At 70.4% G+C, this 16,378-nt stretch carries 9 protein-coding genes and 2 pseudogenes; 3 read left to right on the top strand and 8 right to left on the bottom strand.

Translation table 11 applies throughout. From position 1 onward, the window contains the following. Positions 1-53 precede the first annotated feature (53 nt). Both AB0K92_RS27445 and AB0K92_RS27440 read right to left on the bottom strand, forming a co-directional pair. Positions 54-1,631 carry a hypothetical protein gene (locus AB0K92_RS27445; protein ID WP_365927134.1) on the bottom strand — a complete coding sequence of 526 codons (1,578 nt, stop codon included), beginning with the start codon at positions 1,629-1,631 and terminating at the stop codon, positions 54-56. Between the two features lie 59 nt (positions 1,632-1,690). Continuing rightward, positions 1,691-7,579, bottom strand: coding sequence for a hypothetical protein (locus AB0K92_RS27440; RefSeq protein WP_365927132.1), 5,889 nt, complete (start codon positions 7,577-7,579; stop codon positions 1,691-1,693). A 360-nt stretch (positions 7,580-7,939) separates the two neighbouring features. Between AB0K92_RS27440 and AB0K92_RS27435 the strand changes: the two are divergent. Both AB0K92_RS27435 and AB0K92_RS27430 read left to right on the top strand, forming a co-directional pair. Continuing rightward, positions 7,940-8,551, top strand: a pseudogene (locus tag AB0K92_RS27435) (HEAT repeat domain-containing protein). A 62-nt stretch (positions 8,552-8,613) separates the two neighbouring features. After that, positions 8,614-8,920, top strand: a pseudogene (locus tag AB0K92_RS27430) (MerR family transcriptional regulator); the annotation flags it as partial. Positions 8,921-9,183: 263 nt separating this feature from the next. On the opposite strand, the gene AB0K92_RS27425 reads toward AB0K92_RS27430, so the two are convergent. Continuing rightward, positions 9,184-9,720 (bottom strand): hypothetical protein, encoded by a 537-nt coding sequence (locus AB0K92_RS27425; protein ID WP_365927130.1) that lies wholly within the window; start codon positions 9,718-9,720, stop codon positions 9,184-9,186. Between the two features lie 95 nt (positions 9,721-9,815). Further along, positions 9,816-11,231, bottom strand: a complete 1,416-nt coding sequence (locus AB0K92_RS27420; protein WP_365927128.1) for a hypothetical protein — start codon at positions 11,229-11,231, stop codon at positions 9,816-9,818. 484 nt (positions 11,232-11,715) lie between these two features. On the opposite strand from AB0K92_RS27420, the gene AB0K92_RS27415 reads away from it, so the two are divergent. Further along, positions 11,716-12,549 carry an SDR family oxidoreductase gene (locus AB0K92_RS27415; protein ID WP_365927126.1) on the top strand — a complete coding sequence of 278 codons (834 nt, stop codon included), beginning with the start codon at positions 11,716-11,718 and terminating at the stop codon, positions 12,547-12,549. 18 nt (positions 12,550-12,567) lie between these two features. On the opposite strand, the gene AB0K92_RS27410 is transcribed toward AB0K92_RS27415, so the two are convergent. From AB0K92_RS27410 to AB0K92_RS27395, 4 genes are all read right to left on the bottom strand, one after another. Next, positions 12,568-13,722, bottom strand: a complete 1,155-nt coding sequence (locus AB0K92_RS27410; protein ID WP_365927124.1) for an MAB_1171c family putative transporter — start codon at positions 13,720-13,722, stop codon at positions 12,568-12,570. Then, positions 13,709-14,248, bottom strand: coding sequence for a regulator component (locus tag AB0K92_RS27405; protein ID WP_365927122.1), 540 nt, complete (start codon positions 14,246-14,248; stop codon positions 13,709-13,711). Before AB0K92_RS27405 ends, AB0K92_RS27410 begins: the two co-directional genes overlap by 14 nt. A 188-nt stretch (positions 14,249-14,436) precedes the next feature. Beyond that, on the bottom strand, positions 14,437-15,282 hold the full coding sequence (locus AB0K92_RS27400) for a carbohydrate ABC transporter permease (RefSeq protein ID WP_365927120.1): 846 nt from the start codon (positions 15,280-15,282) through the stop codon (positions 14,437-14,439). After that, positions 15,279-16,226, bottom strand: a complete 948-nt coding sequence (locus tag AB0K92_RS27395) for a sugar ABC transporter permease (protein WP_365927118.1) — start codon at positions 16,224-16,226, stop codon at positions 15,279-15,281. Before AB0K92_RS27395 ends, AB0K92_RS27400 begins: the two co-directional genes overlap by 4 nt. Between the last annotated feature and the right edge of the window lie 152 nt (positions 16,227-16,378).

Here is a 16,378-nt window from a genome sequence, read left to right as displayed (position 1 = left end):
GTGTATCCAGCGCATGCAGCGGCCCGCCTGCCCGGAAGCGCCCCAGGGGCCACTCACCCGTCGTCCGCCACCCAGTCGCTGATGAGTGCCTGAGTCACAGCCATGAGCTGCCCATGGGCCAGTGGCTGGAGATGGGAGAGGAGATTGCGGGCGTCGCAGAGGATCTCCAGGCGGCGCCGCTGCTCGGTGGTGAGGGTGAGGAGGCGGGAGGCTCGCTGGAGGTCGGCCACCTCCAGTTCGACAAGCGGGGCGGCAGGGAGTTGCTTCTTGACCTGGTACTGGGAGCGAGCCTGTTCGCGGAAATAGTCGAGGCTGATCTCCTTGCGCAGGAGGCCGGGGACCAGATCGATGAAGGCGGTGCGGGCCTCGTTTATGAGGGGCAGCAGAACACGATTTTGGGCGTGGCAGACGAGGGTGCGCAGCTCCGTGGAGTCAGGGTCGAGAAGGTGGTGACCGAGGACCGGGCGGACATGGCCGTCCCAGCTGTCGACGGCGCCGGTCGACCAGGCCTCGCGTAGCTCTGCGGAGGGGGCGGAGGCGTGGGCGATGGACATGCGGCGGGGCCAGGCCCGGTCCGGGAGGGCCGCCTCGCTGGGGAGGATGCCGACTAGGGCGCTGCGCAGGGAGTCGAGATCGCCGCCCGTCCAAGCCTCTTGTAGGGCGAGTACTCTGTCGACGTCGGGGCCGCAAACCTCGGCGGCGACCGCGTCGGTCACCCGGTGGAGCAGTGCCTCGGCGGCATCGACGTTCGGACGGGGCCGCCAGGCGAGCAGGACCTCACTATCGAGGCGGGTCCATACCCGCCACCACCAGTGCAAGGTGACGTGGTCGTGGCTCGGGCCGACGCCGAAGGCGCTGCTGGGCAGGTCGCCCATGCGGGCGGTGATGAGGAAGCAGGGGCGGTGTGCCGCGCCGATGCCCTCGTCGCGGAAGGTGGCATGGGCGGTGCGGAGCAGACGGCCCATCTCCTCGGGTGAGTCCTCGTCCCAGCCGCGCACCACGATCAGCGGCGGTGCGCTCGGCAGGGCGTCGTCCTCCAGATCGCCGTCGCCGGTTACGTCGTTTCGGAGCCGGTCCGTCCGCCTGACCAGCTCGCTCAACGGGTCGCCAGTGACGCCGAGTTCCTTGGCCAGGCGTTCCCCGAGCGACATCGACGTGAGCGATGCGACGTCCGGGCCCCCGCCGCGGTGGCTGGAGGACGGTGGCGGACTGGCCGAGGCGGTGGCCAGTGAGCTCAGCAAGGCACCGTAGGGGTCCTCGGCGTCGAAGCCGTCGTCATCGTGCCAGAGCGCGAAGTGGTCGCCGGCCCTGGCGGACGCGCCCTCCGCCCCGGGCGTGGTGGAGCGTTGCGGCGGGATGGCGACGGCGCTGCCACGGCCGCCTGTGCGGTCGGCGAGCCCGGTGATGGCGCCCGGGACCGGTATGGGTTCCTCAAATCGGGTGTACAGCTCCCTCAGGAACAGCTCCGCCCGGCCGGAGCCGACCATCGGGTCCGGGAAGTACCAGACACAGCTGCGGCCGGATCTCAGGTCCCGCTCCAGCCGGTCCAGGTGGCGGCGCGGGCCGGGGAGGCGCACCAGGTCGCGCTCGGAAGCCGGCGGGACCGGGACGGCGGCCCCGCTCTCCCGCACTTGCGCCCCCTGCCGACCGTGCGTCCCGCCCGGCTCGTTCCCATCCCACAGGCCGGTGGTCACAGGTCGCCGCCGATCGCCTTGACGGCCCGGAAGGTGACCGGGTCCAGGGTCTGGCCCCGGTCGGTGACGTCGAGGACGCCGAGGAGGTCGAGGCGGTCCAGGAGCCGTTCCGCGGCGGTGAGTGCGCTCTCGGCGTCGCTCTCCTCGTACAGACGTGCCTCTTGGAAGGCGGCCTGCAGGTCGCCCGCGGCGGTGATGGCGACCCCGGCGCTGTGCTCCTCGTCGGTGTAGAACTGCGCCCAGGTAGTGAGTCGGCCGATGTTGTCGGAGTTCAGGCCCGCCAGCTCCAGGTGGGCCTTGGCGCGCTCCGGTACGGTCATCTCGGCGCGCAGCTCGTCGAAGACGTCCTGCTGACGCATGCCGGAACGGACCTTGTGCATGGCGAGTTCGACCAGCGTCGGCCACCCGCCGGTCACCTCGATCAGGCTGCGCCGCTCACGCGGGGAGCCGAAGGGCGACTCCGGCCAGGCGCGCACGCTGTCCACCGTCCAGCGCTCGGGGCGCACCAGTCCGGCGGCCGACACCACGCCCGCGGCGGTGTCCGGGTCACACAGGACGGCGGCGTAACGACGCGGCACCGACGACGAGCTGTCGGTGCGGGGCTGGGTTACCCGGGTGTGGTCCAGGAGCCGGTCCGTGGCCTCCTGCAGCCGGGCCGTGTCCTGGCCTCTGAGGTCGACGAAGAGCAGCCGGGAGCCGCTCTTGCGGCGGGAGTTGGCCGTGATGAAATCGGTCAGGTCGTCGTCCGGGCCGATGCGCACGACGGTCAGGCCGTGGCCGTCGATGTGGAGCTGGATGCCGCGCTCCACCAGGTCGGCGCTGAGCGCCGGGGTACAGGGCACGAGCGTGGTGCGGGCCGGATGGGTGAGGATGTCGCTCAGCTGCCCGTCGGTCAGCGGGCTCATCCGCTGCACCCGAGTCCGCCGGTCCGTACCGAGGGAGCGGCGGGCGACGCTCGGGTTGTAGTCGTAGGGCAGGTCGAACTGGGTGTCGCGCAGCTCGTTCTCCAGCTCGGGCTGGGTGCCGAGCATGTTCACCACGTTGGGGCTGCGCATGGCGTAGATGCGCTCATCCCCGGGGAGCCGGATGAGCAGGCCCAGGTTGACCATCTCCTCGAGGTAGATGGTCAGTTGCCGTTCCGAATTGAGCGGAAAGCCGTCCGCCCATCGCTCGTGGGCGCGCTCGAGCAGTTCGGCGGGCCGGTACCCGTGCCCGTGACCCTGCTCCAAGCTGCGCAGAGCGATCAGCAGGGCGAGGACGCGGTAGCGGTCCTCCAGGTTGATGGTGTAACGAAGGCGCTCCGCGATCAGCCCGCGGACCTCCTCCATACCGGCCACCTGCTGGACATCCTCCCAGGTGATCGGGCCGTGCCGGCCCTCGGCGGGCATGGATCGCTGCTGCATGTAGGCGACCAGGCGATCGCAGAAAATCTGCAGCAGGTTGGCCTGGTAATTGGTCAGGCCGAGGATGTGCCAGATGAGGTCGCGGGTCTCGAAGGTGAGACCCACCGCCGCCATGGGCTCCTCCACCAGCTCCACGGCGTCCTGCGGCTTCAGCGGGCCGACCGGCACGTCGCGCCCGCCGTGCGCCGTGACCACGTTGATCAGCCGGTTGAAGCGCTGAACCTGGTGGAGACCGGCGAACACCACTTTGAAGTCGCGCCCGGTGTCCTCCATCAGCCGCTGCAGCCGCTTCACGGTGGGGAAGGTGGACTGGCCGCCGCCGGTGTAGACGGCCTGGGCGTCCGCTGTGAGGAACGCGTCGGCCTCGTCGGCGAGCAGCAGCAGACGGCGCTCGGGCCGCTCCGCGATCCACTGCTGGACCTCGTTCGCGATCACGTTGCCCGGCGCGCGGTCGGCGACGCTCTCGCTGATTACGCCGCGCCGCTTCAGCTCGGCCAGCAGCATCCGCCAGATGCCCTCCGGTGGCTCCGCGTGTCCGATGTCAGCCTTCATCAGGTCGACGTACACGGCGACCCGGTTCTCCCGATCGTCCTTCTGGAACACCTCCACGGCCTGCCTGAGCAGGGACGACTTACCGAGCTGGCGCCCCCCGAAGAGGAAGATCGGCCCCTGCGGGTCGAGGACGGCGCGCATCTCGTCGGTGCGGCCCTTGAACACCTCGGGCGGCACCAGACCCGCGACATGCGGGGTGTACGGGGTGTAGCCGGTCCACGGCAGGGTGACTTGTTGGACGGCGCGGAAGGAGCGCGGCGCCTGCGCGGCCACCCAGCCGACGACGGCTGGATCGACGACCAGCGCCTGGTGGCTCCGGCCGCGCGATTCCTGCGCGAGCCTGCGACGGCCTTCGACGCCCAGCGGCTGCGTGTACAGGATGATGTTGGCCTCGATCGCCGATGCCGGCAGATGGCGCAGCGGGCCCTCACCGCGCAACTCGTCGGTGATGACGACGACCTTGTACATGCGACGGGCGTGTGAGCCCAGGGCGGCGACGTAACCAGGCGTGCTCTCCGTGATGTCCGCCCGCACGCTCAGCCGGGTAACGCCCCAACTGGCCTCTTCCACGTTGGGCTGGGAGGCGTTCAGGCCGAGCAGTCGCAGCACGCTGACCACCGCCTTGCCGACCTTCCGGGCGTCCATCGCCTGCCCGAGCCGGTCCCAGGCGTCGAGGCCGGACAGGGCGTTCTGTACCAGTGCCTCCCCTGGAGCGTAATGGTGCGCCCACCATCGGGCGCTGCCGCCGGACGAGTCGGGCTTGGGCGCGTCCGGGTGGGCCACGCCCGCCAGAAAGCGGGAGAGGACTTCTCCGGCCGGCTCTGTCGGCTCCGGCAAGGGCTGCCCCCGGCGGACGAACGTCAGGAGCTCCTCCGCCGCCACCGTCTCACCGCGGTCCAGGAGGTCGCGGATCCGGCTCGCGTCCTGCTCCGTCAGCTGCACCTGTCCCAGCTGGCGGCGCAGTTCGGCGCTGCGCTCCTGCTCCAAGAGGCGCAGGTCCTCGGTGACCTGCTCGACGGCGCGCAGGCGCTCTCCGAAGCTGCCACCGTGGCCGTCGCCGTCCAGATCCAGCAGGCGACCGGTGAACTCACGCTCCCGCTCGTGGGTCAGCAGGTTCTGTGCGCGGACCCGGGCCAGCGCCAGCTGGGCGCTGCGGTGTTCCTCGGCGCACCGCTCCTTCCACTGGTCGGCCGCGTCGGAGATCGCCTGCCGCTGCTCGGCGAGCTGGGCTGCCGTGAGCTCGACGCCGGGCACCTCGCTCCGGGAGATCCGATTCAGCAGGCGTTCGGCGAGGTGCAGGTCACCATGGGTGCGGTGCCAGGCGAGGGCGCGGGCTGGGTCGTTCGGGCCGACCATGTCCGCGAGCGCGGAGTGCGCCTCCGGGCCGGTGATGTCGGGCAGATACCTGCCGTCCTTTGAGCACCAGGACAGGCCCGGCAGCATCAGCAGCGCGTCCGCCGGCGGCGGGAACCGGACGTCTTCGTCCCTGGGTACGGGCGCGTAGGAGCCGTCGAGCCATCGCACCAGCAGGTCGAACAGCGCGCCGCCCACACCCGGGGGCCGCCCTGCTTCCCTGACGGCCTCAAGCGCTGCCGGCAGTTCGGGACCGATGATGCCGCTGCCCGACGCCGTCGGTGCCTCGGCGGCGTGTAGGGCAGCCTTCAGGAGGTCCTGGACACTCTTGACGTGCGTACGGAGCTGGAGACGGGCGCCGGAGTGGATGTCGTTCTTGGCCTGTTTGGTGGTGCGCTTGGCCCGGTCGGTATCATCGATCAGGCGGTCCGCGGCATCGGCGCGCCGGAAGTGCTCTTCCATCAGCCCGGACAGCTTCTCCGCGCTGGACTTGCCGCCCTTCCTGGCCCACTCCTCGATCGTGTGTAGGGTCTCGCCGAGTACCCCCTCGGGCGCGGCCAGCGCCTGCAGGACGACCGTGGCCCGCTGATAGCGGATCTTCCTCTTCGGCAGGTCGACCGCGAGTTGACGGGCCTGGTCGGCGATCCTCTCGAACCGGTTGGCCTCGGCGTTCGCGACGCCGGCGCGCAGACCACCCGGCTTGATCTCCGCGCCCTTGCGTACGGCGAGCACCAATCCGTCGAGAGCCCTCGCCCAGGGGTCCGCAAGACCGGGGACGGACGTGTGTTCGCCGGTGAGGACGCTGCTCGCCCAGCGGGCCGAGATGCCGCTGCGCACGGCTGCCGTCAGCAGCATGAACTGGGCTTCGCGGTCGTCCTCCAGGGGACGGCTTCGCGTGACGGCGTCCAGGCACTCCTCGGCCTTCACCTGCAGGTCGGAGGCTGAGGCGGGCGAATCGTGGAAGGCAGCGTCCGCGAAAGCGAGGGCCAGCGTGCGGTGCTCCGAGGCGCCAGCGGCACGGCTCACCCAGTACGCCTCGGCGAGCCGGCCCTCGGCGACCAGGACCTCCACGGTGGCTTCGGATCCGGCCCAGCCGTCGGCCGGGGCGAGAGTCGCCTCGTCGGGGCCGGGCTCGGTGGGGGACGGCGCAAGGGGCCGGGGAGCGGTGGGTGCAGGGGTCTCGCGCGAGTCCCCGCCGGTCCGGCCCTTGTCATCCAGGGGCTCGCCGGAGCCAGGGGAAGCGGCCTCCACCCGGACTTGGGCGGCGGCGGTGTCCTCGGCCGCCGTCTCGTCGGTCCGCTCGACGGCTCCGGCCTCAGGGCTGAGGGCCGCGGTTTCCGTCGTCGATGCCTCGACCAGTTCCGGGGTGCTTCCGCCGCTGCTCGAGTCCCCGGCTTCCCCGTCCTGAGACGCGGGTATGTCGCCCTGTCCGCGCACCCCGTGGTCCGCGCCAGGCCAATGGGCTTCGTCCTCCGGGCCGAGGGGCCGGTCACTGGGAGCCGGGCCGGTGCCGGGAGCGGGGTCCGGCCCCGGATCCGTCTCGCCGTCACCTTCGTCCGGAGACACACGGTCCGCCCTGGCGTCCGTCGAGGAGTCGCTCTCCGTCTCGGACGACGTGGTGTCGGCCACGGGGTTGCCACGGAGTTCACGGAGCTTGCGGTCGAACTGCGCGACCTGGTCGGCGAGGGTCTTCCGCATCAGGTCACTGACGGCCTGCTCGAGCAACCCCACCGCCTCGTCGCGAGCCTGCACCACCGCGGCGATCTCCTGAGCGACCCGTTCGCGTTCCCGTTCCTCCTCGCGCAGCCGCTCAGTCAGCGCGGCGGCCGCGAGCCAGCCGGCGTCCGGGCCCCAGGGGCCGGAGGGTTCCGCGTCTTCGGCCGCCGCGGGTACCGCCATCGCGAAGGCCTCGGCCAGGAGCTGCCGTTTCCGCAGCCAGGACTTCACGCCGCACACCAATGCCTCGGGTCCGTCGGGCTGGCGTCCCTCCCTGACGGAAGCGGCGAACGCCACCAGCCAGTCCGCGAGTTCAGCGGCTTGCTCGCGAAGCGCCTCAGTTTGCAGTGACAGTCCGTCAGAGTCTGGCACAGCCGGCGCCTGGGGCCGCACCACCGAACCGGTGCCCTCGCTGGCCGCCTCGCCCTTATCACTCCGCATCGCCGGGGCGCAGGACGACCGCTCCCAGATGTCGGCCGCTACCGGTTCTCCCTTGACATCCACCGCTCTCCGGAGTTCCTCGGCATGGCTTTCCGTGAACCGGTGAGTCGGCAGGTGAGATGTCAACTGGAGCCCGAAAACAACGAGTTGCGCGAGTTCAGGCGGCAGTATCTCGACCATCCGGACGAGCTGATCCGGATTCGGATCGTCAAGGAAGTCCCCCTGCCCCAGCTCCGTCAGTTGCGAGCAACCGACATTCAGGCCGCAGTGGCACAGCGCGTTCAGCACTTCTTCCGGGGCCCGGCTGATCCAGAGCCGCGCGCCTGACTGTCGCCGACGAGCTGCGGGGGCGGGGGCACCCGGGTAGTTCAGCAGTGCGGGACTATGAGCCTTCTCGACGTGGCGCATGATCTGCACCACCAGCTGCGGCCTCCCGAGGAGCCACTGCCGGAACTCAGAAACGGAATGCATCGCCCAACCCCCCTGCGTTCCCGGTGTTCAGCTCCTGCAGGTTGGCACCCAGCAGACCCACCCCCCTCGGTGGGTCACCCCGGCCGAGCCTCGCACCGATAAGTGTGACGAGTAGCAGTCTTATCAGAGGGCGCCGGCAATGAGCAGCCGTCACCACGAAATCGGTTTCCCCGGAGCTGCCTGCGGCCTGGCCGTGCGCTGACTCGCAGGCCAGTCACGGACTTGACCTTGACACCGTGACAAGGTGTCCCCTGGGTGCAGCAGGTGGTTTCGATCCACCCGGCCAACGGAACCCCGCAGCACGCCCGCGTGGCCGCCACCCTGAGTGCCGAGGACTCGTCGGTACGGCTTCAGGCAGCCCTCGCGATCGGCTCGGAACCCGACCCGGGCTTGCTGGAGACGCTCGTCGAGCGGTGCACGGTCGAGCCGGGCTTTCTTCGTGCGGGACATGCTGTCCTGGGCGCTGACCCGCCTCTCAGCGGAGATCACCCTGCCCCGGATGCGCCGGGACGATTCCGGGCGCACCCGGGCCCGCAACCAGGCGTTGTACACGCTCTCCAAGATCGGAGAGGAGGGCGTGGGCCTGGATCACGCGCGACATGCTGCACGACACCGACGAGGTGGCGCGGAACGCGTGGCGCGTCGCGGTCGTCCTCGTGCCCGAGGAGGAGCAGGGGGAGCTGGTCGGTGAGCTAGTCATGGAGCTCGGTCGTGGCGGCCGCAATGTGCAGCTGAGCCTGAGCCGGGCCCTCTCGACCTCGGCGACGTGACCGAGCCCGCCCTGGCAACGGCCCGCGGCGAGCCCGACCCGGCGGTGGCCGCGCACGCCCGTGCCACCGAGCTGCTGCGGCGGAACCCGGAGACCGGTTTCCAGGTGGCCACGACGAGGCAAAGCGCATCGTGACCCTCGGTCCGGAATGAGCCGATGCCGCGGATGCCGCCGAGCCGACCGAGTCGACGGAGACTGCTGCAGGGACCGCGGAATGCTGATCGGTGATGTCGTCCGCCACTGGGAGGTGAGCGCCCGGATGCTCCAGCACTACGACGCCCTCGGGCTGGTGCGACCGACCGGTCGCACCGCCGGGGGCTACCGCGAGTACTCCGCCGAGGACGTTCGCAGGATCTTTCACGTGGAGAGCCTGCGGTCGCTCGGGCTCTCGCTCAAGCAGATCGCAGATCGGGCGCGCACTGCAGGGCCCGGGCTTCACGCCGTCTGCCCTGGTCAGAGACCTCATCCGGTGGACGGAGGAGCGCCTGGAGCGGGAACCGGAGCTGCTGGAACACGTACGGCCGTGACGCTCATTTGACGCTCCGGGCGCCTGCTGGCCCTCATTCGGGACGCGAAGGAATCTCTGACCTGCTGTTTTAACGCTTGCGTCCAGACCGACATCTTTCCGATGACGCATCACGTGGAGTGCGTGGCGATTCTCGAGCCCGCCGAAAAGGGTCGCTGACCTGTTGGTCACGTCAACCCGGCCCGCTCCGGCCGCAAGCTGAAGCCGGTCCCGGCGGTCGCGATGCTGCGGAACCGCCGGGGCGCCGGGGTGCCGGTATCAGTTGGCCAGGACCACACGCTCGACGTAGGCGACCTTCACGGACGTGATGTCGGACAGCTCGCGGCCGTCTTCGAGGGTCGTGTACTCGTCGAACTCGCTCTCGTCGGTGTCGGTCTTGCCGGGGGCCAGGTGGGTCGAGCCGATGTAGGTCTGGCCGACGTAGTCGCCGTCCTCGTCGAAGGCGTTGAGGATGACGGAGTAGTTGGCGGGTTCGTTCCCCTTGTTGGTGATCTTGTAGTCGAACTCGTAGACCTTGTCCTCCGAGTCGCTGTAGTCGCAGTCGTTGAAGTCGAACTCGTCGGTGTCGTCGCAGTCCTCGCTGTCGCTGTACGAGTCGCTGTCGTCGGTGACGAGCTTGCCGCCGGAGACCTCGACGTGGTCGATCGGGTCGCCGTCGCCGGTCAGTGCCCACCAGGTGATGCCGCCACCCGCGAGCAGGACCGCGGCGGCGCCGGCGATGAGGGCGCGCTTACGTCGGCGGCCCGGTGAGGTGGCGCTCCAGGGCACGGGGACCGTGGGCGGTGCCGGGGGCATCGGGGGGAGCGAAGACCCTACGAGTTCGGGCTCGGAGATGGTGAGCTGAGATTCCGGCTGCTGGGGTGCCTTGTCGTTCAACTTGTGCTGCCTTGTCATGAGGATCGGACGGGCTCGTGCGGGCGGATGCGGAGGCCGGTTCCGGCCAGAAGCAGCAGCGCGGCGAGTATGGAGACGGCGCAGGCGACCCCGAAGACACCGGACTCCTCGTCGGCGAACATGCCGGCGGCGGTGAGGGCGAGGAACACGCCCGTGGTCTGAAATCCGACTCCTGAGGGCATCGACCCCGGCGTGTTGTGGCGCATGCGGGGGATCCAGAGGCGGAGAAGCTCCGTGGTCGCAGCGAGGGCGACCATCCGGGACGAGATCATCAGCCAGACGGGAGCGGTGTTGTCGGCGAGTTCGCCCACGCCGACGACGGTGGTGAAGCCGAAGTAGAGGATCGGCAGCAGCCAGCCGAGGCCGGCACGGTCCCTGGAGGCGGGGGCGGGGGTCGCGTCGGTACTGTCGGCGAGGCCGACCGGTGAGCGGGGAGAGGGGATCGCCGGGAGGGTGGGGACGGCGGGGATCGGCCGGAGTGCGCGTCGCTGGGCTCGACGGATGCGCAGGCCGACGTCGCCGTAGCGGTCCATGTGTGCGGAGAGTTCCGACTGGAGGGCGAGCAGTTGTTCCGCCATCGCGTCGAATTCGGCCCGGCGCTCCGCGGCGAGGCGGGCGGCATCGCGTTCGGCGATGGCGAGGCGCTCCAGGGTCTCGGCGTGCAGTTGCCCGGCCTCGGTGCGGGCGGTTTCGGCGTCGCGGGCGGTTTTGGTCAACTCCTCGCGTACCCGGGCGCGTTCCGCCTCGATGATCTCGGCGATGCGGTGACGTTCGTCCGGGGGGAGTGCGCGTGGGGCACGGGCTTCGGCACGGGCGAGGGCGGCTTGCCGCCACTCCATCAAGGGGCGGCTGCGGTGCTGGCCGATGCCGTTGATGTGGACCCGGTGCCCGTCCGCGCGGTGGATGTAGATGACGTTGCCGCCCTTGCCGTTGGGTGCCTTGCCCCAGCTCACCTGGGTGAAGTCGGCGGCGGTGCTGATTCCCTGGGCGGCGAGGTCGCGGATCAGGCCGGCGCCGAGGCCGTTCAGCTCGCTCACGGTGAGAGGCGTGTTCCTGAGCCTGCGCTCGATGAACTCACGCCGCAGGACGGCGAGGGCGTGCGCCTCTTGCTGCTCGCGCTTGCCGTCGAGGCTGTTCAAGTCGTTCGTGAGGGAGTGCTCTTGCCGCGCCTGCTGTTCATCGATGCGGTGCAGCGTCTCGGCGTGGACGGTCTCCGCCCGCTTGCGGTGGCTCGCCTCCCGGTTCAGCCGACGGCGGTCGGCCACCTCGAAGGCGCCGCGCTTTTTCAGGAGCCGGCGGAGGGCGCGTATGGACTCGATGATGCGGCGGCGCTCGGCGCGTATTGCTGCCGGGGACTGCGGGAGGGGGGTGCCGGCGTCCCGCGTCGGGGTGGTGCGGTCGATCAAAGTCAAGCCCCCGGGGTCTCTTCGGGACTGTCGTTGTTCTCAGCCGTGACCCTGTGCTTGGCGATTCCGTCGTTCTTCAGGCCGCCCGACTCCGACTGGGAAGTCTCCAGAGGGTGATCGGTGTCCTCCGCTGAGGTGCCGTAGTCCGGCTCGGTCTGACCGTTCAAGACGCACGCGTGCATGTAGATGTGGACTCTCCGGATGTGGGGAAGGTTGCATCGGCTCGTGGAGAAAGTGTGTCAGCGTACCGCGGGGCCGCGGACCCTTCGTCCCGGCTCTGGCATCGGGCGGGAGACCTTCGGGGGTGGGGAGGAACCGCGGGTTGCAGGGGGTGATGGTCGTGGTCCGGTGGGCGGCGACCACAACCGGGTGCCGCGGCGGCCGGGGTTCCTCTGCTCCGGTGCGGGCTGTTGGCTCAAAGGCGTCAGCAGAGGATCACCGGGTTCTAGGCTCGGTGGCGTCCCGTGGTGCGGAAGGAGCCGGAAGCGCAGTGGCCGACCAGCGAGTTGTGATCGTCACCGGTGGAGGTACGGGCATCGGGGAGGCCACCGCTCGGCTGCTCCGTAAAGGGGGGCACCACGTGGTGGTCTCCGGTCGTCGGAGTGAGCCGTTGCAGCGGCTGGCGGAGGAGATCGGGGTACTCGCGCATCCGTCCGACGTGGGGGACCCCGAGGCCGCCGAGGGGCTGGTCCGGGCGGCCCTGGACGCGTACGGACGAGTCGACGGCGTCGTGCTCAACGCGGGGATCGGGCGCGGCGGGAGCGTGGGCGACGTGTCGCTGGAGGACTGGGACGAGGTGATGCGCACCAACGTCACCGGGCCGCTCCTGTTGCTGCGCGCGGCGATCCCGCACCTGGTGGAGGCGGGCGGGGCGGTGGTCGCCGTCGCTTCGGTCTCCGCGCTGCGCAACGGTACGAGCAACGTCCCGTACGCCACCTCCAAGGCGGCCCTGCTGCAGCTGTGCCGGTCCGTCGCCGTCGATTACGGGCGTCAGGGAGTGCGGGCCAACATCGTGTGTCCGAGCTGGGTGAGAAGCGAGATGGCCGACCGGCGTATGGCTCGCTTCGCCGCGGAAGCCGGCCTGGAGGGCGATGGCGTCCGGGCCGGGTACGAGGAGGTGACCAGGGTCCTTCCGGTGGGGCGGCCGGGTGAGCCGCGCGAGGTCGCGGAGGCCGTCGCCTGGCTGCTGTCCCCTGCGGCGTCGTATGTGAACGGCGCCGTGCTCACCGTCGACGGCGGGGTGACGGCCCTGGATCCCGGGACGCTCGCGTTCGACTTCCATGTCGCGCCACGCCGTGGCGAGGTGGCCGGCACGTCCGAGTGAGCGGCGCACGCCCCGCGGTCAGCGTCTGCGGGCGGCAGAGGGGCAGGCCAGCGCGTCCGTCATGGACGGCCACAGCCGGGCGATCCCGAGCAGGGTCTCCGGACTGCCGTGCACCACGCCGGGCAGGGGGCGGCAGACGGACGGTGGCGTGCCCACGAGTTTGGCGCGCCGGGCCTGGCCCAGCGCTCCGGCGAGGGCGGCCGCGGCGAGACGATCGGCTCGCACGCCCGCCCGCCGGGCGTGCCGGTGGGCTTCCTCGTAGGCGCCCGGCTGGACGTACTGCTGGAGGTCCAGGAGCGCGTCGTACGTCTCGATGGTCTGCCTGTGCGCCTGCAGCGCGAGGGGGGAGCGCGGTCGTAGCACCTCCCGGAGCCTGGTCCGCCGCGGTGTCGCCAGTGCCACGTGGGGCACCGCCGCGACAAGATCGCGCCATAGCGGCCAGAGCTGCCAGGTGACGCGCAGAGCGGTCCAGGTGCGGGCGAGGGCGGTCGCGGTGGGGACCAGCAGGGACGCCGCCCGGACGAGGCCGTGGACGCCGATGATCAGGGACAGGTAGGGGAGCAGGGCGGGGGTTGCGCCGCACAGGTGCCAGAGGTAGCCGCACCAGAAGACGAACGCGAGGACGCTGCCCACCGCGAACAGCCGCAGCGACCAGACGAGATCGCGGTCCGCCGTGCGCAGGCTGTAGCGCCAGCAGACCACGAGGGCGACGGCGTCACCGGCCAGGTGGGCGACGACCAGGAGCAGCCAGTACGCGGACGCCGGGTCGGCCGGGCCCTGGAGGGACGGGCTCGCCTCGCGCAGGTGGTCCGTCTGGAGCCGGTCCAGGAGCAGCAGCGCCCCCATGGTCGCCGCCAGTCCCACCAGCACGGACAGCCGCAGACGGCGGGCGCGGGTGGAGCCGACCATGAAGAGCAGGACCAGGCCGGCGCTGAGGACGCCGATCAGGTTGCGGGTCAGGGCGATCGTGTGGACGTCCAGGCCGGCGTCCGTGAGGGGGCCGGTGATCCTCGGCTGGAAGAGGGTGATGGCGGTCGCCGCGGCCAGGACCGTGAGCCACAGTCCTCGCTGGCGGGGCCGGCGCAGCGCGGGCCGGGCCCGCACGACGAGGGCGAACCACAGGGCGAAGACGCTGCACGCCCCGACCTGGTCCGCGAGCTCATGGGCCGGCATCGGCCGTCACTCCCAGGAACGCGCCGAGTCGTCCCAGCGGGCCGGCCACCGGGCCGGTCCTGCCCGCGCTCTGGACCGGGCCCGCGCTCTGGAGCAGGCTGGCGATCATCTCGGCCTCCTGTTCCTCGGCGGTGGTGTAACTGGTGCGTGCCCTCAGCCGTTCGACGAGACGGGGTGCCGGACCGCCGACGAGCCGGTCCGTCAGCTCCTCGTCCCGGACCGTGACGCCCCGGTGGTGGTCGCACAGCACATGGCCGATCTCGTGCAGGATGATGTGCTCGCGGTGCAGGGGCGCGGTCCGGGCCTCGTAGAAGACGTAGTCGGCGTCGTCGGTGCCCAGCCACAGACCGCAGGCCCCGGCGACCGCCGCCTGTTCGGGCAGTTCCCTGATGACGAGCGGGCGGCCCCTCAGCTCCTCCACCCGCTCACGGATCGCGTCGAGGGACATCGGCCGGTGCATCCCGAGGTCACGCAGAATCGCCGCGCACTTGCGCCGTAACTCGGCGTACTCGTCTCTTCTCCTCACCTGCCGTCGCAAGGTGGCCAAGTCTCCCCTTCACGCGCGATGTCCTCCGGTGCCCCGTGGGCAGGACCCGGCCCTCAACTTAGGCCGCCGCGCGCCGCCTTGCACACACCCGCCCGGGCCGTGCGGTCCGCTTTGGCTCAAAGCTTTTCCTGGGTCGCGGGAGGGGGTGTGCGAGGCGGGTGACGCGGCTACTTCGTCGCCCCCTGCGCGAACCCGTTGTAGATGTAGCGCTGGAGGAAGAGGAACACCACCAGCGTCGGGACGATCACCAGGACCGTCCCGGCCGAGATGTGTTCCCAGTGGGCGCCGAAGGGGCCCTTGAAGCGGAACAGCGCGGTGGAGACGGTGCCCAGGTCCTCGGACGGCATGTAGAGGAACGGGATGTAGAAGTCGTTGTAGACGGTGATGCCCTTGATGATGACGACCGTGGCGACGGCGGGCTTCAGCAGGGGCAGGATGATCTTCCAGTAGATGGTGAGGGAGTTCGCCCCGTCCAGGCGCGCGGCCTCGTCGAGGGAGACGGGGATGCCCCGGATGAACTGCAGGAAGATGTAGATCGAGACGATGTCCGTGCCCATGTAGAGCAGGATCGGCGCCCAGAGGCTGTTGAACAGGCCGAAGCTGTTGACCACTTGGAAGGTCGCGACCTGGGTGGTGACCCCGGGGACCAGGGTGGCGATCAGGAACAGCGCCATGACCGGTTTCTTCGCCCGGAAGTCGAAGCGGTCGATGGCGTACGCGGTCATCGAGCCGATGAGGACCGTGCCGGTGATGGAGAACAGCAGGATGAGGCCGGTGTTGGCGAAGGCGGAGAGCATCTCGCCGTCGGTGAACGCCGTCACGTAGTTGCCGAAGTTCAGCCAGTCGCGCGGCAGCGACAGGGCGCCGCCGTCGGACACCTCCTCGGATGTCTTCAGGGAGGTGAGGAAGACGACGACGAGCGGGATCAGGACGATCAGCGACGCCAGGATCAGCGACAGGTACGTCAGGGCGGGCGCGAGGCGGCGGCGTCGGACGGGCGCGGGCGTGGTCATACGAGGTCCACCTTCTCGTCGGGCACGAGGCGGCGCTGGATCCAGGTGATCAGCAGGATGATCAGCAACAGGACGACGGCGGCCGCCGACGCGAGCCCCGTCTTGTTGAACTGGAAGGCGAGCTTGACCGTCTGGATGACGAAGGTCGTCGTCCCGGTCGCACCGCCGGTCATGATGTACGGGATCTCGAACACCGCCAGGGAGCCGGAGATCGCCAGGATGACGCTCAGGCTGACCACCGGGCGGATGCTCGGGGCGATGATGTGCCGGAACTGCTGCAAGCGCGTGGCCCCGTCCAGCTGGGCCGCCTCGTACAGTTCGGCCGGGATCGACTGGATAGCGCCGAGGAACAGCACGAAGTTCAGCCCGGTGAAACGCCAGACGGAGACCCCGGCCAGCGAGGTGTTCGCCGAGGTGGGGTCGCCGAGCCAGGCGTGGTCGGAGCCGGCGCCGAACCAGGACAGCACCGCGTCGAGCGTGCCGCCGTCCTGGAAGAAGTACAGGAACACGAAGCCGATCGCCACGCCGTTGACCAGGTAGGGGAAGAACAGGATCCCCTTGAACAGGTTGCGGAAGCGCAGGTCGAAGCTGAGCACGGTCGCGAAGTACAGGGCGACCGCGATCTGCACGGCGGAGGCCGCGAGGTAGAAGAAGCTGACGAAGAACACCCGGAACAGCTCGGGACGGGTGAGGATCTGCCGGTAGTTGTCGAAGCCCGTGAAGTTCCGGTCGGGGCTGACGCCGTCCCAGTCGGTGAAGCTGTAGTAGAGCATGTTGCCCACCGGCACGTAGGTGAACGTCACCAGCAGGACCAGGGGGACGGTGAGGAAGAGCCACGGCGTGAGGCGGCGGAGCGTTCTGCCGCGCGCCGCCGCCCGGCCCCCGGGGAGGGCGGCGGCGCGCGGCACCTTCGCGGGTGCCGTGTGGGTCGTCGTCTCGGTCATCTCGGGCCTTTCATCGTCCGCCGGTCTGCGACGGGCGGCCGGCCCCGGCCGCTGGTCCGGGCGGGGCCGGTGACGGAGAGGGTGGAGGAATCAGCGAGGGGTGGGTGCGTGCGTGGATCGGCGGAGCTGCGCCGAGGGTCAGGGACCCAGGG

The sequence above is a fragment of the Streptomyces sp. NPDC052687 genome (assembly GCF_040678395.1).
Taxonomy (GTDB): domain Bacteria; phylum Actinomycetota; class Actinomycetes; order Streptomycetales; family Streptomycetaceae; genus Streptomyces.
This window is presented reverse-complemented; position numbering and strand designations above follow the sequence as displayed.

Excerpts from the sequence above, each read along its gene's own strand:
- AB0K92_RS27425 (WP_365927130.1), bottom strand. The coding sequence starts at position 9,720 with ATGCCCCCGGCACCGCCCACGGTCCCCGTGCCCTGGAGCGCCACCTCA.
- AB0K92_RS27410 (WP_365927124.1), bottom strand. The coding sequence starts at position 13,722 with ATGCCGGCCCATGAGCTCGCGGACCAGGTCGGGGCGTGCAGCGTCTTC.
- AB0K92_RS27400 (WP_365927120.1), bottom strand. The coding sequence starts at position 15,282 with ATGACCACGCCCGCGCCCGTCCGACGCCGCCGCCTCGCGCCCGCCCTG.
- AB0K92_RS27395 (WP_365927118.1), bottom strand. The coding sequence starts at position 16,226 with ATGACCGAGACGACGACCCACACGGCACCCGCGAAGGTGCCGCGCGCC.